The sequence below is a fragment of the Natrarchaeobius chitinivorans genome, assembly GCF_003841505.1.
In the GTDB taxonomy this organism is placed as follows: domain Archaea; phylum Halobacteriota; class Halobacteria; order Halobacteriales; family Natrialbaceae; genus Natrarchaeobius; species Natrarchaeobius chitinivorans.
The window spans coordinates 21,604-44,423 of sequence record NZ_REGA01000048.1 but is presented as its reverse complement, the minus strand read 5'-3'; the positions used below and the strand labels follow the sequence as shown (position 1 = coordinate 44,423).

The 22,820-nt window shown below is 55.5% G+C and carries 27 protein-coding genes; 9 read left to right on the top strand and 18 right to left on the bottom strand.

Translation table 11 applies throughout. The annotated features are described in order from the left end of the window. The 3 genes from EA473_RS22520 to EA473_RS22005 form a co-directional block, all read left to right on the top strand. Nucleotides 1-441 (top strand): hypothetical protein (locus tag EA473_RS22520; protein WP_165875362.1); only part of this gene is annotated, 441 nt, incomplete at its 5' end. 308 nt (nucleotides 442-749) lie between these two features. Next, complete coding sequence (locus tag EA473_RS22625) at nucleotides 750-2,015, top strand: hypothetical protein (protein ID WP_207890238.1); 1,266 nt, start codon at nucleotides 750-752, stop codon at nucleotides 2,013-2,015. 509 nt (nucleotides 2,016-2,524) lie between these two features. Then, the gene (locus tag EA473_RS22005; protein WP_124197737.1) at nucleotides 2,525-4,132 is read left to right on the top strand and encodes a thiamine pyrophosphate-dependent enzyme; all 1,608 of its coding nucleotides are present in this window, start codon (nucleotides 2,525-2,527) and stop codon (nucleotides 4,130-4,132) included. A gap of 367 nt (nucleotides 4,133-4,499) precedes the next feature. Here EA473_RS22005 and EA473_RS22000 read toward each other — a convergent pair whose 3' ends face one another. The 3 genes from EA473_RS22000 to EA473_RS21990 form a co-directional block, all read right to left on the bottom strand. Next, entirely contained in the window at nucleotides 4,500-5,480 is a 981-nt protein-coding gene (locus EA473_RS22000; protein ID WP_124197736.1) for a M14 family zinc carboxypeptidase, read from the bottom strand. Between the two features lie 2 nt (nucleotides 5,481-5,482). Continuing rightward, nucleotides 5,483-6,319, bottom strand: a complete 837-nt coding sequence (locus EA473_RS21995; protein ID WP_124197735.1) for a hypothetical protein — start codon at nucleotides 6,317-6,319, stop codon at nucleotides 5,483-5,485. A 233-nt stretch (nucleotides 6,320-6,552) separates the two neighbouring features. Next, the gene (locus EA473_RS21990; RefSeq protein ID WP_124197734.1) at nucleotides 6,553-7,581 is read right to left on the bottom strand and encodes a hypothetical protein; all 1,029 of its coding nucleotides are present in this window, start codon (nucleotides 7,579-7,581) and stop codon (nucleotides 6,553-6,555) included. Nucleotides 7,582-7,767: 186 nt separating this feature from the next. On the opposite strand from EA473_RS21990, the gene EA473_RS21985 reads away from it, so the two are divergent. Next, nucleotides 7,768-8,112 carry a hypothetical protein gene (locus EA473_RS21985; protein ID WP_124197733.1) on the top strand — a complete coding sequence of 115 codons (345 nt, stop codon included), beginning with the start codon at nucleotides 7,768-7,770 and terminating at the stop codon, nucleotides 8,110-8,112. A gap of 331 nt (nucleotides 8,113-8,443) precedes the next feature. On the opposite strand, the gene EA473_RS21980 is transcribed toward EA473_RS21985, so the two are convergent. The 12 genes from EA473_RS21980 to EA473_RS21930 form a co-directional block, all read right to left on the bottom strand. Continuing rightward, complete coding sequence (locus tag EA473_RS21980; RefSeq protein ID WP_124197732.1) at nucleotides 8,444-9,193, bottom strand: hypothetical protein; 750 nt, start codon at nucleotides 9,191-9,193, stop codon at nucleotides 8,444-8,446. Continuing rightward, entirely contained in the window at nucleotides 9,193-10,215 is a 1,023-nt protein-coding gene (locus tag EA473_RS21975) for a hypothetical protein (RefSeq protein ID WP_124197731.1), read from the bottom strand. The genes EA473_RS21980 and EA473_RS21975 overlap by 1 nt, the downstream gene beginning before the upstream one ends. A 453-nt stretch (nucleotides 10,216-10,668) precedes the next feature. After that, nucleotides 10,669-12,669 carry a DUF7845 domain-containing protein gene (locus tag EA473_RS21970; protein ID WP_124197730.1) on the bottom strand — a complete coding sequence of 667 codons (2,001 nt, stop codon included), beginning with the start codon at nucleotides 12,667-12,669 and terminating at the stop codon, nucleotides 10,669-10,671. After that, nucleotides 12,653-12,784 carry a hypothetical protein gene (locus EA473_RS23140; protein WP_279387682.1) on the bottom strand — a complete coding sequence of 44 codons (132 nt, stop codon included), beginning with the start codon at nucleotides 12,782-12,784 and terminating at the stop codon, nucleotides 12,653-12,655. Before EA473_RS23140 ends, EA473_RS21970 begins: the two co-directional genes overlap by 17 nt. Beyond that, entirely contained in the window at nucleotides 12,784-13,296 is a 513-nt protein-coding gene (locus EA473_RS21965; protein ID WP_124197729.1) for a DUF488 family protein, N3 subclade, read from the bottom strand. Before EA473_RS21965 ends, EA473_RS23140 begins: the two co-directional genes overlap by 1 nt. Nucleotides 13,297-13,723: 427 nt before the next feature. Next, on the bottom strand, nucleotides 13,724-14,248 hold the full coding sequence (locus EA473_RS21960) for a hypothetical protein (protein ID WP_124197728.1): 525 nt from the start codon (nucleotides 14,246-14,248) through the stop codon (nucleotides 13,724-13,726). 112 nt (nucleotides 14,249-14,360) lie between these two features. Then, nucleotides 14,361-15,047 carry a DUF7563 family protein gene (locus EA473_RS23440; RefSeq protein WP_449289225.1) on the bottom strand — a complete coding sequence of 229 codons (687 nt, stop codon included), beginning with the start codon at nucleotides 15,045-15,047 and terminating at the stop codon, nucleotides 14,361-14,363. 386 nt (nucleotides 15,048-15,433) lie between these two features. Further along, on the bottom strand, nucleotides 15,434-16,444 hold the full coding sequence (locus tag EA473_RS21950; RefSeq protein WP_124197727.1) for a tyrosine-type recombinase/integrase: 1,011 nt from the start codon (nucleotides 16,442-16,444) through the stop codon (nucleotides 15,434-15,436). After that, the gene (locus EA473_RS21945; RefSeq protein ID WP_124197726.1) at nucleotides 16,441-16,761 is read right to left on the bottom strand and encodes a hypothetical protein; all 321 of its coding nucleotides are present in this window, start codon (nucleotides 16,759-16,761) and stop codon (nucleotides 16,441-16,443) included. The genes EA473_RS21950 and EA473_RS21945 overlap by 4 nt, the downstream gene beginning before the upstream one ends. After that, on the bottom strand, nucleotides 16,754-17,320 hold the full coding sequence (locus tag EA473_RS21940) for a J domain-containing protein (RefSeq protein WP_124197725.1): 567 nt from the start codon (nucleotides 17,318-17,320) through the stop codon (nucleotides 16,754-16,756). The genes EA473_RS21945 and EA473_RS21940 overlap by 8 nt, the downstream gene beginning before the upstream one ends. Further along, nucleotides 17,317-17,580, bottom strand: coding sequence for a MarR family winged helix-turn-helix transcriptional regulator (locus tag EA473_RS21935; protein WP_124197724.1), 264 nt, complete (start codon nucleotides 17,578-17,580; stop codon nucleotides 17,317-17,319). The genes EA473_RS21940 and EA473_RS21935 overlap by 4 nt, the downstream gene beginning before the upstream one ends. Nucleotides 17,581-17,922: 342 nt before the next feature. Continuing rightward, entirely contained in the window at nucleotides 17,923-18,339 is a 417-nt protein-coding gene (locus tag EA473_RS21930) for a hypothetical protein (RefSeq protein WP_124197723.1), read from the bottom strand. A gap of 227 nt (nucleotides 18,340-18,566) precedes the next feature. On the opposite strand from EA473_RS21930, the gene EA473_RS21925 reads away from it, so the two are divergent. The 5 genes from EA473_RS21925 (at nucleotide 18,567) to EA473_RS21905 (ending at nucleotide 20,188) form a co-directional block, all read left to right on the top strand. Beyond that, nucleotides 18,567-18,860: a hypothetical protein gene (locus EA473_RS21925; RefSeq protein WP_124197722.1), complete on the top strand. Its 294-nt coding sequence runs from the start codon at nucleotides 18,567-18,569 to the stop codon at nucleotides 18,858-18,860. A 55-nt stretch (nucleotides 18,861-18,915) separates the two neighbouring features. Continuing rightward, complete coding sequence (locus tag EA473_RS21920) at nucleotides 18,916-19,188, top strand: AbrB/MazE/SpoVT family DNA-binding domain-containing protein (protein ID WP_124197721.1); 273 nt, start codon at nucleotides 18,916-18,918, stop codon at nucleotides 19,186-19,188. An 8-nt stretch (nucleotides 19,189-19,196) separates the two neighbouring features. After that, a complete protein-coding gene (locus tag EA473_RS21915) occupies nucleotides 19,197-19,595 on the top strand; it encodes a PIN domain-containing protein (protein WP_124197720.1) in 399 nt (132 codons plus the stop codon). A gap of 78 nt (nucleotides 19,596-19,673) precedes the next feature. Next, nucleotides 19,674-19,937, top strand: a complete 264-nt coding sequence (locus EA473_RS21910; RefSeq protein ID WP_124197719.1) for a type II toxin-antitoxin system HicB family antitoxin — start codon at nucleotides 19,674-19,676, stop codon at nucleotides 19,935-19,937. A 5-nt stretch (nucleotides 19,938-19,942) separates the two neighbouring features. Further along, nucleotides 19,943-20,188, top strand: coding sequence for a type II toxin-antitoxin system HicA family toxin (locus EA473_RS21905; protein ID WP_124197718.1), 246 nt, complete (start codon nucleotides 19,943-19,945; stop codon nucleotides 20,186-20,188). Nucleotides 20,189-20,190: 2 nt separating this feature from the next. Here the strand turns inward: EA473_RS21905 and EA473_RS21900 are convergent, their stop codons facing one another. From EA473_RS21900 to EA473_RS21890, 3 genes are all read right to left on the bottom strand, one after another. After that, nucleotides 20,191-20,472, bottom strand: coding sequence for a hypothetical protein (locus EA473_RS21900; protein WP_243645341.1), 282 nt, complete (start codon nucleotides 20,470-20,472; stop codon nucleotides 20,191-20,193). A 543-nt stretch (nucleotides 20,473-21,015) separates the two neighbouring features. Continuing rightward, the gene (locus tag EA473_RS21895; RefSeq protein WP_124197717.1) at nucleotides 21,016-21,696 is read right to left on the bottom strand and encodes an IS6 family transposase; all 681 of its coding nucleotides are present in this window, start codon (nucleotides 21,694-21,696) and stop codon (nucleotides 21,016-21,018) included. A 258-nt stretch (nucleotides 21,697-21,954) separates the two neighbouring features. Further along, a complete protein-coding gene (locus tag EA473_RS21890) occupies nucleotides 21,955-22,470 on the bottom strand; it encodes an Lrp/AsnC family transcriptional regulator (protein ID WP_124197716.1) in 516 nt (171 codons plus the stop codon). Nucleotides 22,471-22,820 lie beyond the last annotated feature (350 nt).

The following is a 22,820-nucleotide window of genomic DNA, read 5'->3' as shown; positions in this document are numbered from 1 at the left end:
CAGTACCTCTTGCAGGCGACGCTTCCGTCGATCTCCGCGCTCGACGTCCGACTGATCGAGATGTCAGACCTGCGGATCCACGTCACCGATCAAGGAGAGGCGAAAGTCTATCGCTACGATCAACCCGACTCCGCCACCCAGCGACAGCTTCAGCCCAAGATTCTCCAGTATCTCGAGTGGGATCCGATCGACAACGATCCGGACTATCAGTACCTTTCGGATCTGAAGGACGACCGGTACGACGGACTCGAGGAGTCGAATCTGCTCTGGCGAGACGAACACGAGCAGATCGTCGAGCGAGAGGTTGAAGACGCCGAGAAGACGGTGAAACACGAGATTTTGAAGGGAATCTATGAGAACACAGAACTGACCCAGAGTAACATCGGCGAGGCGATCGACCTGAGCGGTTCTCGAGTCGGCCAGATTATCCGAGACGAATAAAAACGAAGCAAACCGCAAGACTGGAAACTAATTTCGACACTCTTAACATAGGAATTAGGCACTATATTTTGGAATCGATCGAAGAAAAACGCAAGACAGCGAAGGGACCGAAGGGATGGAACCTGCAAGAAGAAAGTAGGCCAGAATAATATATCATGGAGTAGGGCCGGTGGAAAATCGCCGATCGATTTGCGAGACCGAGACCTCCCCGCGAACGGACGTTTCCGCACGTGTGCCGCCCCCGTGTCGCGCCTGCCCACTTGGACGAGAACAACAGTTTTCACACCGTGTTTGACACACCGCTACCGATGCCACAAGACAATAACGGCGGCTGGTTCGACGATCGGCCACAGCAGGCAACACTCGACGTCGGCGATGCCGCTCAACGAACAGCGAGACGAGCTGAACGCGGTGGCGAGATCGTCGGATCCGAAGCGTTCGTCGACGTCGATGAGCCAACGATCGATCCCGGCGAACAGACACCACTCGTCGAGACCTCCGAGACGATCGAGGGACAGGCGGATCTACTCGGTGGCGAAGCGACAGTCACCGATACGCCAGACTGGTCGGGACCGACCGTCGAACCGGTTCCCCTCGAGGAGAACATCGCAGCGGCCGAGCAAGCGGGTGTCCTCGAGCCGATCGGTCCGAACGGCGACGCCGAGCACGCGCCGCCGGACGTCTTCGAACCGGACCCGATCGAAATCGAGTTTCACTCGCTCGACGGCGCAAACGCGGCTCGAGACCGCTATCCGGATGCGCTCGACGATTCCGACTCCCGTCGAACGAAGACGGTTCGCATTTGGGGGAACGCTCCGGACGACGTCGTCGACGCGATCGCGCTCGAGGCCACCGAGAGTCGAGCACACCTTGCCGACCAGTTCGGCCAGGTAGAACTCACTCGAGCCGAACGAGCCCAGCTCGAGGATCGCCGCGACTGGGACGGTCGGATGCTCTTTCACGCACAGTCGGCGAAGGCTGTCCTCCAGGGCTCCGGAGTCGACGACTGGATCGCCTACTACGATCCCCAACTTACCGTCGACGAACACCGCTCGATCGCCGAGCAGGCCCGTCGCGACGAACGTGGTGCGCGGATGGACGAACATGCTCGAGAAGGTGCGTTCGACGCGATGGCCGCAGGAGCCGTCGGTGCGCCGGTTCAGCAACGACAACATGCGTCGGATGCAGTGATCGAACACTGCATGGAGATCAGCGACGAACACGATCCCGAGGTGTTCCGCGCGATTCTGGCCGGCGAGGATCCAGGTGTCTCGAACGCGCGAATTCGACGAGCGAAAGAGACGATCGAGGATATCCGGGCCGAGTTCGGTCACGAGTTCGTCGAGCGCGCCGCCGAAGAGTGTCACCGTGAGCGGCGGCCCGCTCCCGAACCTCTCGATCCAGTCCGCTTTGAACGCGACGCCCGAACTGGATGGTTTACACCGCCGAATCCGCAACCTGATCCTGTGCTCGGTGTCGATCGATCGGCTGATACTGGCCTCTTCGTCACACAGGATCGTGTCCCGGCTGGGGTTGGAAGAGGAACTGAGACTGGTCGATTTTGGACGTGGTGACCGAAAACTTGTGGGAGTTACCCCAGCACCTCACACATCCAGTGTGGCATGTTACGGACATGTCGGCATCGGCGTGCTGGATATAGAGCATTAGTTCCGCATGCCGATTTTGTTTGTTTTGCGCCGACAGCGGTGAACCACCCGGCCACGACACGTGCGGACTGAACGCGACCGATTCCATCAAGTAATGCAGGTGTTGATCGACGCATGCTGAATACGACCGTTATATGGAAACTGGCACAATCTTCGGGGTAGTCTTTGTCTCCAGTGTTTTGAACACCTGTTCGACCGTAGCGTTATCCGGTAGGACGGACTTAGTGCTGAACACATCAAATACCGTCCTACCGCTTCCTTGTGGGGACTTCTGCACCACTGCCCTTTGATCTGGAAGTGTGATTGGAACTTCTACGGTTGGAAGTATTCGAATATTCGCCCGGTTGTGTTAACATTACAGTCCTATGTATAACGGAACAATAATAATCCAAAAGTTATATAGATGATGTTATAACATGTCCACTACTGGGCGCGTTATCGATCGGATTTTAACACTAACCGGCTCTGAACGAGTATATACGTACCCTGGGAGTCCACCACGGTATGTCTACGAAGCTGTTGAGGAACACGGGAAAGATATTGTCTCTACTGTTCGTGAACAACATCTCCTTCATTTAGCGCAGAGCCAGTATTTCAGGACGTTGGAAGAGGGAAAAAAGCAAATTCCAATCGTTGTTGCGTCAGCTGATCTGGGAGAGGCGATGCTTTCTCAGCCGTTACTGGCTGGGTCAATCACCTGTCCCTGCATCGTCGTGGTTGCAGAGGAGCAGTTCCCTCATGTTGGAAACGCAGTGAACACCGCTCATCAATCTCCGCGGGCGACGACCTACGAAACAATTTCCCAAACCGAGGCTCTTCAACAGCACGAGGGCATTGCTGAGCGCCTTTTGGTCAGTGACGAAAGCGATATTGATCGAGTTGACCAGCTCGTGGAGACTGTTGCAGAAACGAAAGACGTTGGATTCGTCCATCTCCCCCTCTATACCGAAGCCGACCTTGGATCTCAGTTTGAATTCCTCGAGTCGTATTCTCCTACTGTCGTGTCACAATCGGCGTTCACGTCGCGCGTTTCGGATGCCGATCGACCACTGTTGATCGTCGGACGTGGTATCCGACATCCCGAAACGCGACAGCGAGTTTCAGCTATTGCTGCTGATGCCGGGATCCCGATCGCGACGACGTTGCAGACGGACGGCTATTTCGATACAAGCCACGTGGGCCGTATCGGGACGCTTGGGACGCCATCGGCCAATGAGGCGTTTTTCCGGTCGGATTTGGTGATTGCTCTCGGTACATCGGTGAATAATCTCGTGACGTCCTATGATCCAGAGACGATCAAGGAATTTCAGGCGAAGACTATCCAGGTCGAAGACAATCCCCGACGACGAAGTGTATTCACCGATTCCTGGTTCTCTTCCGGTGTCGAAACAGCGCTTGACGTTCTTGACGATCAAGCCAGTGACGTCTGGTTCGACTGTCGCTACGACTGCGGGTCGAAATATGAATTGGTTCCGGACCAGCTCCAGGCGTTAGGATCCGCTATCCGGGTACAGAGTCCGGAATCAGTTGTTACGCTTGGGGTAGGAAATTCAATGCTGTGGATGACCTATGCCCTCGGACCGACGGTTCGAAAGGAGGTTTCTCGCAGTGGATCGATGGGTGAAGTGGTTTCAGGGCTTGAATGGGGTGAATCACCGATTTTAGTGCTTGGCGATGGTGAATTCGAAATGGATCTCTCCCTGATAACAGAAGCACAATATCAGGAGTCAAATCCCATTATTTGTGTCGTCAACAACTCTCGTCTCGGATTGGTCACTGAACGTCAGGAAGCCGAATTTGGCCAACGAATTACGCCGAAAGACCCCTCTCCGATCAAGTATGACGAATTGGGCCGCTGCTTCGACGGCGTCGAATCCTACTCTACTGAAACGCCCGAGGAGGTCAAAGCGGCATTCGAGACGGCAACCTCTCGAGATGTAACCGCTATTATCGAGATTGGCGTTTCTGAATACCTTTCTGACGATCTATACGATATTACGTCACTCCCTCGTATTCAATCCTAATACGCTCTTATGAGAACAACCCACGGAATCCAGGATATTCAATTCCAGACGCCGACCGCCGAGCAGTTTTGCAGGGGGCGAAACTAAGTTAGACAATTGAAACAGTTTGGGATTGTGTCTTATCAAGAGGATTGTGGAGAACGCTAGCGGAACGGTGGAGTTTTCGAACTCTGATAACGGAGGACACTTGCGGATAACCTACAACAAGTCCAGTGATGACGTAGCAGCGTTTGATCGAGTCAGTAGAGAACTCCCGTATCATCTTTGGAAATTTAAGATTAAGGTCGCTGACTGTATGCCACCTCAGCACTCACCCTGCTTTTTGGTTTAGTAATCGTTCTATAGAATTCTTAATTCAGAGTGGTTCTTACGCTGCCGTATCCGTGATCGCCTGAATTACTTGACGCCCCTCGGATCGGAGCGTAGCCGCATCGTACGGGTGATAATCTTTCGTCTCGATGGTGATCCCTGGACCACCGAATTCATCGGTAAAGTAGCCTCGAGCCCGTCCTGCACCGTCAACGCTATTCAACCCGGACGTGCCTTCTATCGCACGTTCGATTTCCTCGATGGTATCGATTTCATCGTCAGAATGCTCGGTAGCATCGTAGAATACAGTGGGATAGTCCGCCGGTTGCGTATGCCAGTCGATTCCCCAATGATAGTTGTCGACGTGTGATTCGAGGTCATGTTGGATGTTTTCGACCTCGACGGATGGATCTGTTTTGTCCCACTGTCGGTTGAGATTGACGCCGTTGACGTTGTGACGCTGCCATCCGTTGACCATGCCGTCAGGGTTCCCGTTCGGATAGATGTGAAAGCGGTAAGCTCGATCGAACCCACTCTCTCTGAACGTATCGAGGATATAGTTCACCGCCCCTTCGATTTGATAGCTCGAGAGCGTCTCCCCCGGATGTAGCCGCGTAGTGAGTACGATATCGAGCATCTCGCCGTTCTCGGTAGGATCCCCAATGCGGATACAATGCATATCACGGCCCTGGACGCTCTGGCCGATGACCGCAGTCTCGACGAACTCGCTGTCGGAGACCTCGGAAACGAAGTCAACTGTTTTGCGGTAGGGATACGGGACGAATCCAATATAGGCCGTGTCGATATCGAACGAGTGGGTCCAGCCATCCTCAACCCATTCGTCTACTCGATCCCATTCGTCAGTCATCGGATCTGCCGTTATCGCAGGCCGGTAATCCAAGTCCTGGTGTGACTCTTCGATATTTCGGATGTGAAACGAGATTTGCTTGTCCTTGACGCCGTTCAGTCGAAAGTTCCAGTAGCCGTTTGGACCCCACCACGGATCCGCTAACTCTACTGCAATATGCTCGTCACTCATCGCTATCTGGCTCCTCCGCCACCGTCATAGTCCGTATCTAACTTCTGTGAGAGGCGTCGGATGCGGTGGAAAACCGCGTTTGTATACGATATCGAGGAACCGATGTAGTACCCAACACCGTGGCCCTCGAACGTCTCGTCATCGACCTCGACGATCCCTTCGACGTCGCCGACGAGGTTTCTGAGTTCGAATCGGATCGTTGGATCGTCGAAGTCAACTCGCCACGTGTGACGGCCAGAAGAGAGATCGATAGATGCCGAATCGAGAACGTCCCAGGTCCCGCCTTCACGGATGCCGATCTGGATTTCACTGGCTTGCCCCTGGTACCTCGCCGTATAGTGATTCTCGAGCCCTTCTGCGCCGAAAATCAATCCAGGCCGAACGTTTTGATCAACGTTCACCATTTCGACGTCTGCCAGAATGGTACTCCCACGCGGCGGATACGCGTTCAACCCGGTGGTCGAGACGATTCTATCGGCCACATCAGCGTCTGGCAAGAGTTTGAGGCTGAAGTGCCCTCCCGAAACAGGGTCATCGCTGTTGACGTCGAACGAGCCGAGATCACCGTCGTATTCCGCAACAGTTCCACTCTCGAAGCCATCGATCACGTCGGGAGTGCTGGCTATTTGCCTATCGACCCAATTTCGGTTCGGGATCGCCGACGCTTCGTCAGGAACAGTTTCCGTGTATGCCTTTTCGACAGTGACTGGCTGGCCGTCAGTCGGCTCGAGAGCGCCATCGGCAGTCAGTGACCAACTGCCGTCACCGTTTCCGGGGACCGAAACCCACTCGGATCCATCATGCCAGTAGTCCGGGGCGGCGTTGGTCGTGAAGAACATATCACCCTCAACCCCCTGCGAATCGTCCGGCACGTTGTCTTCGTGCCCGACTTGCCAGTTTCGGATCGGCGTTGCCTCTTGTGTGCCACTGGAAGATCCTACTGAGACATCGCCACTGACTGTCTGGGTTGCAGTAGCAACCCCCAGGGACCCGGTTATCGCCAAGACTGCTCGTCGTGAGAGGTTCGTCGTTTCACTGGTCTGCATTGTGTCGTTCGTCATGGTTTGATCTGTCATCGTCCTCGAGACCGCGATCCGCCCGACAAGGTAGGAAGCATGGTGATCACTGCAACTACGACCAGCACCACGAGTGAAACCAGAAGGATGGAAAACACTCGCGAGAGTGTATCGGCTGCGATGAACTGGTTGGAATCCGACGTGTAGATGTACGCCCGGGGTAGCTCTGCTAATTCTCCTTCTTGCGTTGGCTGAATGGTGTTGTCGGGTGCGTCGATCTCGTAATCGTCACCCTCGGAAAGGGTCGTTCCCTCGAGCCCGTCTGTCCACTCGATGTTTCCTTCGAGTTCGGTCCACTCGCCGTGGTAGACGACGTACGTTTCATCACCGCCAGACTCGTCGAACATGAGCCGAGCAGTTTCTGAACCTGGTTCGACCGGTGCGACTGGATCGTCGTGCAGCGTGTGCCAGTCGTCTGCCTCCAGCGTACTGTCGAACGTTCGGACCTCTTCGACCGTTCCAAAGAATGAGTCGGTTGCTGGGATATCGGTGTCTCCATCGGTCAACGGTTCCGAATCGACTAATTCACCGTCAACGTACAACCGCAACTCTTCAGAGTCGTGCTCGAGGCCAACCTGCCGAAGTGTATCGTGGTTGGTTACGTCGGTGGAAACGATAGCCGACTGCTGATCCGTATGAATCCCCGTCCATTCACCGTCAATGAGAAGCAGGACGAGCTGGGCATCGCCATACTGGGCGACGTAGTAGTCCCGCCAGAGTGCAGCCTCACTATCGAGTTGCACCCATGTCGACAACGCTGCTTCGCCTGATTCACCGTCGGATAGGTCCGTCGCGACGCGTGAGTGTGACGGACCCATTTCGATCGCCGTCCCCGTTGAGTCGACGATCGTGACCTCGTCCACGTCGGTCTCGAGTGTTGTACCGCTTGCATCTGGTTCAAACCCTTCGACCGAAGCTCCTGGAGCGCCGATGAGCAGTGTAATGATGACGATTGTCGCGACTGCAAGGATCGACATCACCGCGACCTGAGCAACGAACTGGGATCCGGCCTCGGGTCGGTTCATTCACCCACCGGGTGTCAAATTAACTGGGTTAAACGTTTCTATCACACATACGCCGGTATGCTGTCCAGAGGAATTGATCGCCCAACGACTTTCGTCCGGATACGGTGGACGCGAGGGTTATCGGAAACTTTTGGAAACGGAAACCGGTCCCTCGAGACTATTTATCGCAACTCCGTGGGCGTCTATATGGCATACGCAATGACGAGCGAACTTGAATCGCTCCAGGTCGAACTCCAAGAGTACCTCAAGAAGGTCGATAGGGCTGGAGATCCGGACCGACTCGCACAAAGACTCACGCGAAAGCACAGCGTCGGCTCGTACGTGGTTGGCTTTCGACGTCGGGGCCGTGAAGTCTTCTTGTACGAAGAGGGTGGACAAGACGAGAGCGATGTTCTACGCATCCACGAGATCGGGATTGACGGTCATCTCCCGTGCGTCGGTACCGTCTGGAAAGGCCGTGACCTCGACCAGTGGATTCGACACCACCGGCCCTACCTCGAGTGGATCCACCCAGCCTTCCGCGTAGACTGATAACTGGGTCAGTTTGTGAGAGTAGGCTCCTGGTCACCTGTGTCGGCCATATTCACTCAATAAATCGGGCCGGTTTCAGTCAGTGTTGACGGTTCGGATCCACATATTCGTACACACGACCCCGATATCCTAGTTTTTTCGACTCACTGAACACCCCATAGCGGACTCAATCGGTCCGAAACTGTTGGTCAGTCACAGACGAATAGTGAGACAATCGAATGAGCAACTCGAGATATACACACGGTATCTCGATTCTCGTGTGCATATTCGCGAAACCGATTCTGTCGACGTACAATCCCTGGGGGAAGGAAAATTAATAGTGGAATTCAAATCAAGCTAACAGAGTTTCCCATTCGATCTCTCTCGTAGACGTTTTATAGTCAACATTCACTTTGGTCAGTGCCATTTTTTGTGTTGAAGAGTCATGACGAAGTTGCAAATCCATAGTTTGGAGACCTTTCCCTGAAAATGAGAGAGTCTCTCTAATCTCGTCAGCATATTCTTCTCCCTTGTAACGGGCGTATACATTCTCTGGAAGGTCAATGACTATCTCAAACTCGTGAGTTCTTTCACCATCATTTACTACTTCAATATGTCCCGGCCTTCCATCCTCATAGTTCTCAAAGATCGTGAGACCATCCGGGACAATCGTGATGGAGACATCATCAGAGAACCTCTTGAAAGGTAAGATGCTGAGGATGTATGCCATCACGATGATCACAACAGGTAGAAGTGGTAACCCAAACACAATAAGACCTCGGTTTGTTTCAGAGACTGCAGTGGGTAAGAGACTCCTACTCAGGCCATGGAATAGCAAATATACGAAGAACAGTGTTGCTAATCGTAATGTCCATACGCTAGCTCCCTCTATCCGCTCAACTAACGGTATTGGTATCGATACAGTCTTTTCAAAGCTATATACTATAGATAGCAATATTAAATGGAATCCACCCATAATTAGGAACCCTAATCCTACTTCCAAGCGGATATAGCCGCTAAGGGCCTCTGTTCCGATCAAACCTAACACACCGACAATGAGTGAGAGGGTATATTGAACCTCAAATTGGAATTGTCTCCCCATTATGGCTTCTCAATATAGTATTCTATATAATATGAGTATACAAATTCAAAAGCCTCTTCTACAATATCTACGTCGCCATCTTTCCCTGTTTTCTTTTTAATTCTGATTCTGCCAAGTCTTTCATTGTATCCGATATTAAATCCAAAGCTCGTGTCTTTGTAGGTTAGATCGCCCTTCATTTGCGCAATTTTTCCGTTCTTGTTTTCTGTTAGATCCTCCACAGTATCATTATCGAAGATATCTTGGTTCCCTTCGAGATCGGCTTTTTGAAGGGCTCCTCCTGATAGACGGATATGCACCGTATGGACGCTTATTAGGGGATTGTGGCTTCCTGAACCGAAGTTCGTAAGGCTTTGTTGAGCACGCTTGTCTTGCAATCCATCAGACAGGTCGTTTATAAAGCCTTTCACATATGTTTGAGCATCGTCTGGATGAACGCCGTCATGGCCTACTCCTTCGATATCGACACCAACTTCTTCAAGGGCCGACATCACCTCCCCTAATTTCCCAAAATTATCTCCAATTATATGCACGATACCCTCATCAAGGTGGAATTCGAACCCGAAATCATATAATTTAGTCCTTGTCCTTAAGTTATCGAATGGGTCCGATTCATAGGTAGTGGTCTGGGTCCAATAGATACCAGTGACCAGATCAGGAAGTGATTTATTCACCTTGAAACCCGAGTCAACTAAGTCGTCTCCATCAAAACTGGCCTCATTGATACGGAGAGCCTCTTGGAGTTCTTCGTGATCTTTCTGTGGAGTGGCATCCGGCAAATCCTCAATTGTTCCGACATAATATCCATGTGGAGATGATTCTTTCTGAATCATAACGAGCTTCTTCTTCAATTCATCAAACTCGTCAGTAGTCCATTTTTCTGAAAGAAGGGCTGTAATCATATTATCGATTGTTCGTGGTTCGACATCCAACCCCCTTTCATCGACCAAGTCTTTCAGGTGAGAAGCCTTGATAGAATCACTTTCCAAGATATTTCTAATCTTGTCCTTATCAACTGACATTGGTCCATCTATTATATGGGATCTATTTGAACCTTCCCCTAGAAAGGATAACCCGATGTATCTGGTATAACCCCCGTTTCATGTGCTTCAACTGGAGATTTTCGTACGGAGGTGGGGCGGGGGCTCTGTAATTTTTTGCGCTGGCCCCTTGGGGACAGAGAAGCGGTACGACGAAATTGTTCCGTGCTGTCCTTCGGACAGGGGGTACGTTTCGTGTGGATCAACTGAAACAGCCGACTGACCAGCCGCAGTGGTTTTTTTGAGGTTGTGCCCTTAGGCACACGCCCTAAGGGGTGTTGCCCAAACGCCGGGAAGTGATACTTTTGTGATATGGGTCGAGTGCGACACTCTTCCCCCTTTCGGCAGAATAATTCAAGCTGACTTGTGTAGGCCAGATATGGAGAAAGTAAACTTGCAGAAATAAAGTCGGTCGAAAAAGATGTAACTACTCGGTTATCGCTCAGTGCGAGCGCCGAGACAGAACAGGCGATCGCCGACGTGATGGAACGGCTCCTGGTGAGGACGTCGCTCTCCGTTCAACCGGAACGTGAACGAACCGTCAACGAACCGTGCTCGAGTCTTCGCACCGGTCTCCTGGGCGGCCTGGAGACCGAACCGAAGCAACTTCCGGATTTCGTACTTCGAGGCGAAGCTGCCGGTCAGCTCGACCTCGAGATTGTCGTGGTGGCCATCGAGGATCGCACCGTGCCGTCGTGCCCACTTCGCGAGTGCCGAGTCGTCGGCGATCTCGCCACTCCCCTCGACGACCGCCTCGATCCCGCGCTCGACCCACTCGGTAACGTCTTCGAGCGCATGGAACACGTCCTCGATCTTCTCGCGGACGACGTCGTCGGCCAGATCGTACGTCCCGCGACCCACCTTCTCGACGAGCGTTCCGAACTTATCGATCGAGCGGTACACCGAACTGCTCGAGGTATCAGTCTTCTCGACGATTTGCTCGTAGTGCTGTTGACCGCCGTCGGCCAGCGCCTTGATCACGGCGCGGTCGGTCGGCGTCAAGTCCTCGCGAGCGAGCTGGGCTCGAGTGAGATCTTCCTCCGCTTCTTTCAGTTCCTCGGTCGGATCTGAGTGGACCGCCACGTCACGCTCGGACTCTTCGACATCCCAGTACTCGTCGGCGACGTACACCGTCGGATCGGCCCGAAGCGGTAGTTCGGCCGCGTTCAGCGCGAACATCAGGTGTTCGTCAAGTTCATCACGAAGATCCTCGAAATCGTAGCCGTCCGGATCGATCCATGGAACGGCGTTGCCGCCGAGATAGTCGCTGTACTCCTTGTTCCACTGAACTTCGATCTTCGGTTCAGCGGTCGGACCGCCCTGCTTCTCGGGATTCTTCATCAGATAGCTCTTCAGCAGTTTGCCGACCTCGTGCTCGCCCTGCCGATAGAGTTTCCCGAGTGACGTCTCGTTCATCGCGACGGCGTGACGGTGGCCGATGATCTCCTCGTTGTCCCACACGTATTCGCCGCGGCCTCGCCGAACGCTCGAGAACTGAGCCAGTCGATCGAACAAGGCACCGGTTTCGACGACCTGCTTCTCGACGATCTCGCGGACGGCGCGTACGTATAGCTCGAGCCCGGTCACTCTCGAATGCTCGTGGAGATTCTCGACGTCGAAGTACGCCGGATCGACGTCGATCTCTCTCATCAAATCCCGTAACACCCCGAACATCTCCTCGGGCTCGACGTTCGCACTCTCGACCTGGACACGAATGCCCTCGGGAAGATCAGCCGGCATCGACTGGATTCGCTCACCAGTCTCAGCGTTCGTTGCTTCCGGCAGCGACGGTCTGAACTGGAAATTAATCCGTTTCCGACCGACCGCATCCTCAGCGACGACGCCGATCTGATACTCGTAGTACGCATCGCCAACGTCGCCTGGACGCGTCTCGATCTGCCCCTGCCAATACTTGACCTTGTCTTCGTCGTGGTTGAGAACCCAGGAGTCGCCAGCACTCTCGAACGATCCGACGTAGTCCTCGCCGTCCTCTTGCAGACAGCGATCGAACTGCGAGACGATCCCGAAGTACGGAGCCATCCCGTCCTGTGACCCACGGAGATCGCCGAGTCCGGGCACAAACAGGAAGTGCCCGCCGAACTTGTGCAACTGGGGATCGATCAGCGGCCGTCCGTCCGGCCGGAACACCGGCGACTCCTGATCACACCGATCTTCGGAGTGGTGCGACCGCTCTGCCGTGACCGTGTGGAACTCTTCCTGGCAGAACCGACACGCTGCTCGAGGTTCGGGATCGCCGACATCGCTGTCTTCGTCGAACTCGAGCGTGACGTCGTCGCCACCAGCGGTCGGGATCTCCTGCTCGACCAAACTCTCGATTTCATCGTCACTGTTCGTGACAGGCCGCGCAGACTCGAGGAGGTCGAACGCGTTGTCGGTTGCCTCCTCGAGTTCGTCAGAGTCAGGCTCGCGACTCATGGTCCTCGAGAGCGCGTCGAACGTCTGAGTCGTTGGCCTGTGCGGCTGGATGAACGAGTGCCGTCCGACTCCCGACGTCGTAGAGGCGACTCGCGCGGACGAAATCGGCGCTCATCAGGCACCACCAGGGGCGAAGTCCGCAAGCGTCGCTTCCGGCTGCTCCTCGGATTCATCGTCGATCGGGATCGTCGAGGGATCGGGATGGTGAACGACCTCGACGTCCTCGAGTTCGGCGACAACGGCGTTCGCGAGCAACCGTCGATGACACCAACGGGCGTCGTTCTCCCAGCAGACGAGCCAGATGTCCCGCTCTCGAGTGCGGTCGGCCAGCTCACCAACGACTGTTTGCGGCCCTGCTTGCTCGAGGTGAGCCAGATACCGGCCTTCGTACTCGACCGAGTCCCATGCGATCGCGGCGGGGTTCGGCTCGCCGTTCTCTTCGGCGGCCTCCTCGACGGTCTTGTATGCCTCGAGTAGGTCCGCAGGCGGCGCGACAGCCGGTATGTTTCGATCCGTGAGTCGATCCACGAAATCCTGCGGGAAGCGGACGACGCCGAACACAGCATCTTCCTCGCCAGGTTCGAAACTCGAGTTCAACCCGCCGAAGTAGGTCGTGTGAACGGTCATCGAGAATCGCCCTCCCACCGGTCAGCTACCGTGTGTAGTGAGCATTCTTTGAGGATGGATAGGTTGTTTTCGAGGAATGTACTACACACATGATTTGGTACTGGACTAATCAGGGAGGGGTTATTATTCTCGAATACAGGAATGAGAGCTCGATGTCCAGAATGCGACGACGGGTTGGGGGAACGAATTGCTAAATACGCCTCTGAAGGGCTGACTATAGTAGACTTTGCATGTCCAGATTGCGGCCACGAGTGGTCGAACCAACTGTAATCTAAACCCACCTGATTTCTCTTTAGCCTCTCGAGTGAGTGATCAGCACCGTCACTCGTCATTTCGATCACCTCCGTAGGCTCCGCACTCTGGGCAAGCCTCCCAAGTGAGGCGATTGTAGCCACATTTTAAGCACTCGACTCGTTCGGTCTCGCGTTCAGACATACTGACCACCCACTGTATCCGTCGGATCAATCGTCGCTGGATCGATCACGTGCGACCAGGCGAGCTTCGCGACCTCGTTCTCCGAGCGCGACCCACTGACCTCGTACCACCGATCGGCGAGCAGCTCGTCGACGATCGTCGCTGGGACGATCGCGCGGGCGACCTGAGGGAGCCCCGGACGGGGCAGATAGACGACGAGCAGGTACATCCCGCCGGCCTTGAGCAGTCGCTCGTGCGCGTCACGTTTGACGTAGAACCGGCCGCGCGTCGAACTGCTCCCGTTACTCGTCTCGATCTGGCAGCCCTTGATCTCGACCGGGACGTCCGGCTCGACGAGGACGATTCCGAAGAACGGCAGCGACGACGTCGGCTCGAGCAGCGTCGTCGTCCGCGCGTCGTGCCAGGTCGCCGTCCGATCGCCGACGTACTCGAGTTCCTCTATCGACTGGATCAGGTGCGCCTCGAGCGCGTCACCGCTGGCTTTCGGACTCTCGAGAGCCGACGTACGTGAACTCACAGCGGACCACCTCGAGCCAGCCGAACCTCTCGAGCGCATTTCGGACAGAGACGGCGCGTTGCCGGGACAGATGCGTCACACCGTTCGCACTCGTCGGACTCGACGAGGTGGCTCATCGAGAATCACCGTCCTGTCCACTATCCGTGCATAGTGACCGGTTGAAGAAGACAGTTACACTCCGGTGAGTTACTCTATGTTTAAAATAGGGATTGAAGTTGTTAGAAGCTCTTCGAATAGAGGAGGTGCTCGCAATGGGCGACCACAATCGACTTGTGGCCGTTTGTACAGAGTGTAAGTCGGCATACGCGGCGAAAGAGATCTCGGACGGACGGATCCGCCCAATAGGAGTCAATTCCTGTTCTTGTGGATCCAAACTGTTCCGGCCACGTCGCTGAACTGGCTCGTGCTCGAATTGCGAAACCACCTCGTTTTCTCGTCGACTGTACCCTACCTTCTCGCGACCAGTACCGTCTGTACAGTGGCCTCCATCGGTCCGAATCTTATGATCGTCGTCCTCGCCGCCGTCGGTCGTGGCAGCTCGAGACTCGACAAGAGTCAAGATTCGCTCGGGAAGGTCCGCACGGGAGCAGTTGAACCGCGTCGGATCGTCGAGCGGATCGGGAAGTGCGACGAACTGGCCGGACGCACTCCCGTCAGACAGCCGCTCGTAGGTGTCGCACGTCGGGCAGCGGTGCGCGACGTCGTCTTGGTCGCCGTAGCCACGTCGGAACTCGCCAGTGACGTGACTGCCACATTTCTGACACTGGTTTCGAGCCGATGCGCTGGGTTTCCAGCGCATCATGGCTGGCACACCCCGTCGTCGAGTGCTGGGCACTGCTCGTCGACTGTCGCTATCTCGAGACCGCAGAACCGACAGACGGGCGGCGTAAACGCTCGAACCCGCTGTTCAGGCGAACTCACGTGCATCACCTCCCTCAAACGACCGCAAGACAGCGTCGGGGTCCGTCACGCCCCCAAGTGGACTCTCTTTGAGATGGAAGATTCTGCAACGGTAATTCGCCGGAAAACCGCTACGAGAGGCTACCTCTCGTAGATTTAATTTCCCCGTGTAAAACGGATAATTCCGAGTGGACTCGCCGGGGGAGACATAATTCGGCGAACGCTGGTCTCCCAAGCGACGGATATTCGTCGATGCAGTACTGGTTTCGTTCGTAATTGGTCGGATCATGATTCTTTGATGAACTGGCGTCGAAGCTCCATTTTCTCGCGTTCAGTGCGCCGATCGTAGTGCTGTTCGAGGACGTCGCTCGAGACGTTCATGCGATCACCGACAATCTCCTCTGGCGTCCCGTCGCGGAGATGGTTCGTAATGGATCCGCGGCGAATCCCGTGTGGTGATCGAGAGCTGGGGCAACCACTCGCGCTCTGATAATCCATATACTCGCACGTCGTCGGGTCGCGATTGTGCGGACAGGGGTCGTGCAAACACGGGCGCGTCACCTTGTAGACGGTGGCGCGAATCGCCCCACTCGAGAGACGGCCGTGAGTACTGGTGATCAGTGGGTGGCGGCCGTAATCGTCGGTCACCGAGTCGCGGTGGGTGTCGATGTAGTCCTGAATCGTTCGGCAGTACGTTTCGCCGACGGCGATCGCCCGCTTTGCCTTCGAGCCGTTTTTCAGACGTGTCCCGGTTTCCGGCCGGTGCCGAAGCTCGAGACACTGGTCGTCTGGATCGAAATCGTTCAGATCGAACGCGCGAAGCGATCCTAACCGAATCCCCGTATGCCAGAGGATCGCGACGATAACGTGGTCTCGTGAGGCGTAATCGAACTTCTCGAGGTAATCGAGAAGCCTGTTCGCGTGGTCCTCCTCGAGTTTAATGTCGCGCGATTCGTCGACCGAATCGACCTCCGGGAGCAGAACGCGCTCACGCAATCCTGGTTCGACAGCGTCGATGTTCGCGCAGAACTCGAGGAACACGCGCAGTGTCGCGAGTTGCGACCGGAGAGTGATCGTCGCGACGTCCTCTTTCTGTCGCCAAGATCGGAACCGATGGAGATCGCGACCTGAGAGGTCGTTCATGTTCTCGAATCCTGTTTCCTGACACCAGTCGATGAAGGAGTTCAGTCGGTATCGCTGGTTTTGAATGCTTTTCTCGGAGAGTTCCGGCTCACGGTGGTTCAAATAGAGGTTCACCGCTTCGGCGGGCGAGAGCGGCTCGAGGTCCTCGCTCATCGTTCACCCCGCTGATTTGCATCCTGCCAGTTCTCCGGCTGGCCCCACCGAAACGACGGCTGGTCGCCTTCGAGCTGGTCGCGCTCGTACAACCGATCCTGGATCCAAGTCTGAAGTGCCGGCCCGGACCGATCGACTGGCTCGGTCTCCGGAAAGTGATTCTCGTCGACTCGAGCGGACAGGTCATCGAGACACGAAACCATCTCGACGAGGACGGCGTTCTGATAGCGCATCTCCGTCGCGATCGCCTCGAGTGCCTCGGTCTGTCGCTCGAGGGCTTCTCGTTGCGCCTCGAGTGCGAGGAACTCGTCACTCATCGATCATCGCCTCCTTTGCGCCGGTGATGCGCTTGAATTCGGCTACGCTTCCGCCAAGGTCTGGATGGGAGTGTTTCGCCCTCTCCCGGAATGCGTTCCTTACCTCCGACTCCGTTGCATCCGGATCAACGTCGAGAACCTCGTGCGGTTGATCGGTTGCAGCGACGTCGTCCGCGCTGGGGAGACGGGCCGCAGCGAACTCGCTCTCTGCGGTTCGAACCGGACGATTCCCACGGAGACGGGTTTCGCGAACCCACAGATAGACCGCCCGGACGTTATCTCGAAGCCGATCGTACGCATCGCAGGCGACCGCGTACTGTTCGCCGTCTTTCGTCCATCGGAGGACGAACCCGGGATCGTCGGGTTTCGCGTTGTGCCTCGGAAGACCGTTCGATTTCGTGTGCTGATTCCCGATCGACGCGCGCCAGTTGTCCGGTTCGAGGCGGCCCATCTCAGTCGACAGATCGATCGTCGTCGAACCGAGTGACGCTTTGAAATTCTTGTTTCGCGTCCGCTCACCCTCCGGTGTTCGCTCAATCTCGGCGGGCCAGTCGATCATTGCTGGTCACCGTCTGGTAGCCAGTAGAGATTTTGAACGGGATACGTCGGATCAGGACGCCGTTTGAGGATACCGCGGTGGTAGAGTCGATACAGCGCCGACACCACCGATCCCCTACTTTTGTCGATCTCCTCGCTAACCTCTCGAGCAGAGACCTCGTTTCGATCCTCGAGTACCTCGAGAACCGCGATCTGCGTCGGTCCGCGTGCTTGTGAAATAGCCGGTGCGTCTGGTCGTGGGGATGAATCTGTGTAGCTCATAGTGAATCACCTGTGAGATGTGCGCAGGATACGCGGTACCGTTGACAGTCGGAACACCAGGTCGTCTCCGGTTCGCTAACCCACTCCGGTTGACCGCCATCGGTTGCGACTTCCGACTTGGCCGCTCGGCAACGGGTTTCGCCACAGTCCGGACACGGAGTCGAGACCGTCCCCTCGTATTCGGTACCGCATTCGACACATTCGTACAGGACCGTAGACGGATCCTGTTTCTGCTCTCGATTCTCGACGAAAAACCCGTGTCGACGGAGTTTCTGGCACCGGTTGCACAGTCGGTTGTTCGTCGTGCGCTGGCCGCACATGCGACAGCCGCCGCGGACCATATCAGCGCTCACCTCCCTGCGTGAGCGTTTCGGAAACCATCTCCTCGGGGAACGCCCGACGAGCGATCGCGTTGAGAACGTCGACGTCGGTGAGCGATCCCGACTCGAACGCTTCGTAGAACAGTCGATCGAGGACGGCCGCGACGAGTTCGGGCGGCAGTTGCTCGCCGAACTCGAGGGAAACGCTTTCGCAGTGCTCGTAACCGGTTTCGCGCCAGGTGCAGCCGTTCCACTCGTAATCGGCGCGGTAAAAGCCGTCTCGCGGGCTCGAGTCGAACGTGATTTTCCGTGGCTGGCGATCGGATGGCGAGAAGCGGACGCCGAACCCGTCGATTGGGTCGCTCGCCGACTTGCAGTTGACAGTCGCTTCGTGTGATCGTTCGGGGGATTCAAGACCCCGCGTTGTGTCTTCGGGCATGGCTTGCGTACCGTATCTACGCGAGCCGCGCGGACCCGGTGTCCCAGCACCGGACCGCATTTCTGATACGAACCATGACAGTCAGGTTCGCGTGGAACTCGCGCTGAGCAACACTCTATAGTATATAATATTAAATCTTTCCCAGTATATGAATGGTTAGTAATGCAGATGGATGGTTGGACACCCTTTCCGAACGAATTAAAGAGCGTTAGACGAGAAATCGCAGTATGCCGCTTGAAGAGGGCGGACCTACAGGTGCTCATTTGGCCGTCCTCGAACTGCTGGAAATCGATGTCCCAGATAGCTCGAGAACCGACCGATTGCGGTTGTCGCCAAAGTGTATTGCTCATAGCACAGGCTACAAAGACAGCAATTACATCGGTGTTGTCTGTAGGGAACTCGAAGATGTGGAGCTGGTGGAAAAAGAAGAACCAGGATACTATTCGATCACTTGGCGAGGCGAAGCATATCTCAAAGGGGAAGTCAACGCAGATACCCTCGAGCCGTCGAGCGACGAGTAACAGCTTGTCGGAGGTGTGGGAAAGACTCTTGACTTTCCCAACCGACTTATGACACATGGCGATTGAAACCGACGATCGGGGGCGTGTGTACCTCCCGAAAAAGCTCCGCAAGCGGCACGGAGAGCGGTTCCGGGTCGTCAATCTCCCCACGCGGATCATGCTCGTCCCCGTCGACGAAGATCCGCTCGAGGCCATCCAGGAGGAAGCCGGCGACGTGCTCGGAGACACCTCGATCGAAGACCTCAAGCAGGAAGCTCGCGAGGCTGTGCGAGCTGACGTCGATGACGAAGTCCGCGATCGCGAAGCCCGCCAGCGCGGTGAGGAGTAACGCCGCGGATGTACGTCGAAACCGACTTTCTGTTCGCCCTCGCAAAGCGTGATGATTGGCTGCAGGACGAAGCGAAGGCGGCACTCGAACGCGAAGACGTCCATACGTCGATTCTTGCCTACGCCGAATTCCTTGTTCGAACGTACGACAGGGGGGAGGGGTTTGAGACGGACGCTCCCCGACTCGTCGTCAATCTCCTCGAACTCGTCCCGGTTCGACCACAGGCACACGAAGACGCCCTGCTTGCGGCGGCGACATATCTCGAGGAATACGAAATGACTCCGTTCGACGCGCTTCACGCCGGGATTGCGGCAAGCCAAAACGAGCGAATACTCTCGTCTGATCTCTCGTACGACGATCTGGATGTGACGCGAGTCCCGCTCGAGCCGGAAGACAACGGCAGTTAACCCGTTCACTTCTCGACCCCCTCGAGCCAGATAGGACGCGACCGAACCCTTATGCGTGGATCTTCCGTACGTATCCCCATGAGCACACAGGTCCGTCGGGAGATCCGCCTGATCGAGGAAGACGACGGCTGGTGGTCCGCGATCGACGAGGAAGTCGGCGTCGCCAGCCAAGGCGAAACACGGGAGGAAGCATTAGATAACCTCGATGAAGTGGTCGCGCTCCACACAGGAGAAGCTGGAGAGCCGATCGAGGACGAAGAGGAGTTCCTCCGAGAGATCGGAATCGATCCTGAGGATGTTGCTGGTGCGGAAGATCGGGAACTGCCGGAGTTCATGCAGTAACCCGTATGGCGACGCGCGACTTCTCTGGGCAAGACGTCATCAAAGTGCTCCGACGGTACAATTACCGACCAGTCGGACGAACAGGGAGCCACGTTCGACTGCGGTACGAAGTTCCGGAAACCGACGAGGTCCGTCTCGTTTCTGTTCCCATGCACGACCGGATCCGTGAAGGAACGCTGAGGAACATCGCCGATCAGTGTGCTGCACGCGATTTTGAAGCTTGGTGCGAGTGGATCGACGAGAACCGCTAATCTCACGCGTCAACACCCTCGAGCCCAAGCCGCTGAAGCATCGGTTCGATCCACGCCGGCAGCTCGTCGTCGATCCGCTGGCCCTGACTGTTCAGCGTCATGATCAACGCGGCAACCCCTCCCTGAACACCAAACACCCACTTCCGGCCGTGATCGACAGTGACGTCGATCCGCCGTTTGTTCTCGGGCCTACCGGTGATCTCGATCTCGACGTCGCGGCCGTCATTGAGGGTCGTCTTCAGTCGCGGTTCGTCCGGGCTCGTATTTCCAATCCTGACGGACATGATTGGATGACGGTCTGAAAATAGAATAAGAGTATACCGGCGATGGGACAAAAACGACGAAAATCGTTCTCGGGATCGAAATTACCTGGTTCAGTGCCTGTACCGCGTGGGACAAAAGTGGGACAATGGGACAATCCGAGAGTTTATATACGATGCCGAAAGTGAAACGAAGAAGTTGACGAGACAGGGGGTAGACCACTACTTTCGAGTATGATTCGATACCTGTTGATTTCCTATTCAGTTGGTTGGAGAAGCGTAATCGAGATCCGATTCCCGCCGTTGGATCGTGTTGTGTGTTCGATGAGCCCGCCCGACATCGTCACGAGCCAGTTGACCAACCACATACCAAGGCCAGAGCCATGATGTACCGGGGACTCTTCGTTTCCTAACAGCCGAGTCCGATTCAGTTCCGAGATTCGCGTGTTCGTATCGTCGATATGAACGACGACGGCATCTGTTTCCGTTGATTCATGGGGGAACGTTACAGTATCCGTTTCAGTCATAATCGTCACTGACGATATCGTTTCGTTCGCATGGCACTGTCTAGTTCAGGACCTCCTCAGCTGGCGTTCGGCCATTGAGCGCTTGATTCGGTCGATCGTGGTTATAGTGGTGTCTGAAGCGTCTGAGCCAGCGTCTTGCGCTGGCCGGACTGCCCCGCCAGAAGGAGTGAAAGCGGTCGATCCGCATTGAGACGGTCTGAAACCACTTTTCGACGTGGTTTCGGTCGCTGTAGTTGAGGTGACCGCTCAATTCGTGGCGCGCGAGGGCAGTCAGATAGCCGCCACCATCGACGAGAAACTCTGTCTCGTCGAGATCGTGTTTCTCGGTGAGCCGATGCAGGAACGCCGCCGCGGGGTCAGTCCCGCGGCGGCTGAAGACGTCGATTTCGAGCAGTAGCTTCGATTCCGTGTCGATCGCGGCGTACAGCCACTTTTTCTCACCGTCAACCTCGATCTGTTTCTCATCGACCGCGACCCGCGACGGCGTCGCCGTCGGCGGGTCGCTCTGGGTCTCCGACAGCTTGTGCGTCCAGTTCCAGATTGCACCGTGAGAACGCTCAATACCGAGTAATTCGAGGACCGCGACGACTTCTCGAACCGACAATCCCATCGAATGCAGGCGCACCCCGAACACCCTGACGGGTGTCGGGGTGCGCTCGTTCTCCCAAACCTCATCACAATCCACGTTCAAGGTTTCTCTGAGCAGGTCGGCGAGTTGCATGAGCACTTCTCGCCACCACCTGCTCGCTTCTCAAACCCTCATCTAGACAGTGCCGTTGTGAGCCTCTTAACGTCTTTTTTGCGATCCACCTAAGTATTTTATAATTCCACGTAGAGACGGACAGTTGATTGACTTTCTCAAGTAAAATGAGACGGAACCCGAGCCATATTCCAATAATCCAACCAATAGTGTGTGTCGATCAAGGCGTCGGCGGTAAGGATTCAATAGTCAAATCGTCGTCGTAGTTTCGCTGAGCGACTATTCTTCGTCGGAGCCGATCTCCGAGGGAGTCTCGGCGTCTTCGCCGGCCATTTCTTGGTGGAAGTGATTCCATGGCTGGATGTGTTCCTCCGCTAAGATATTGCTGCTCATGATCTGTAGACCCAGTTCGTCTAACTGTTCGGTGCTTTCCTTGACATCGGATGTCCCTTCGGCTACGACTTCGACGTGGAGGTTCTCCTCACCGGCCAGCATCTCCCGGACGTTAACGACACCCCGTACATCGAGGGCTTTCACCGCCATTTCTGATCGCTTGGAGAGATCGATTGAGCAAATAAACAGAACGCGCATCGGATAGCCTGCCCGCTCGTAACTGATTTCCGGGTTGTATCCGAGAATGACCCCTTGGTCTTCCAGTTGCTGGATTCGATTGTGGACGGTCGTCCCGGTAACGTCAGTTTCGTCGGCAATGGACGTGTCGCTGGCACCACGGGCGTCTATCTGGAGCAAGTGCAGGATACGGCGGTCGAGGTTGTCGAGTGGATCATCGACCATAGCGTCTAATTCACTGTCGAGCCAGTTGAATCGAGTGCCTGAACCAGAACTCGGAGCGTTCGGGGACGGAAACTGTAGCGGTACATGTAGATACTTTATTGAGCGGTCAAGAATGATCAGGTGTTTCGCTATCTTGAATGATGGCTTCATCCAGATTCCCAATGAGTTGAAATTCGTTTGCTCCGCAATCACAGTCCTGTCTTCCGATGGGACGAACCGTCCCGTCTCCCCATATGTCAACGGCAAATACAGAACTGCAAGAGCGGCACTTAGCAACCCCTCTTTTGTGCTCGCCATCTGGCATAGAGTCGCTTCACCCACTGATACCATAATATTGTCTGTGAACTCTG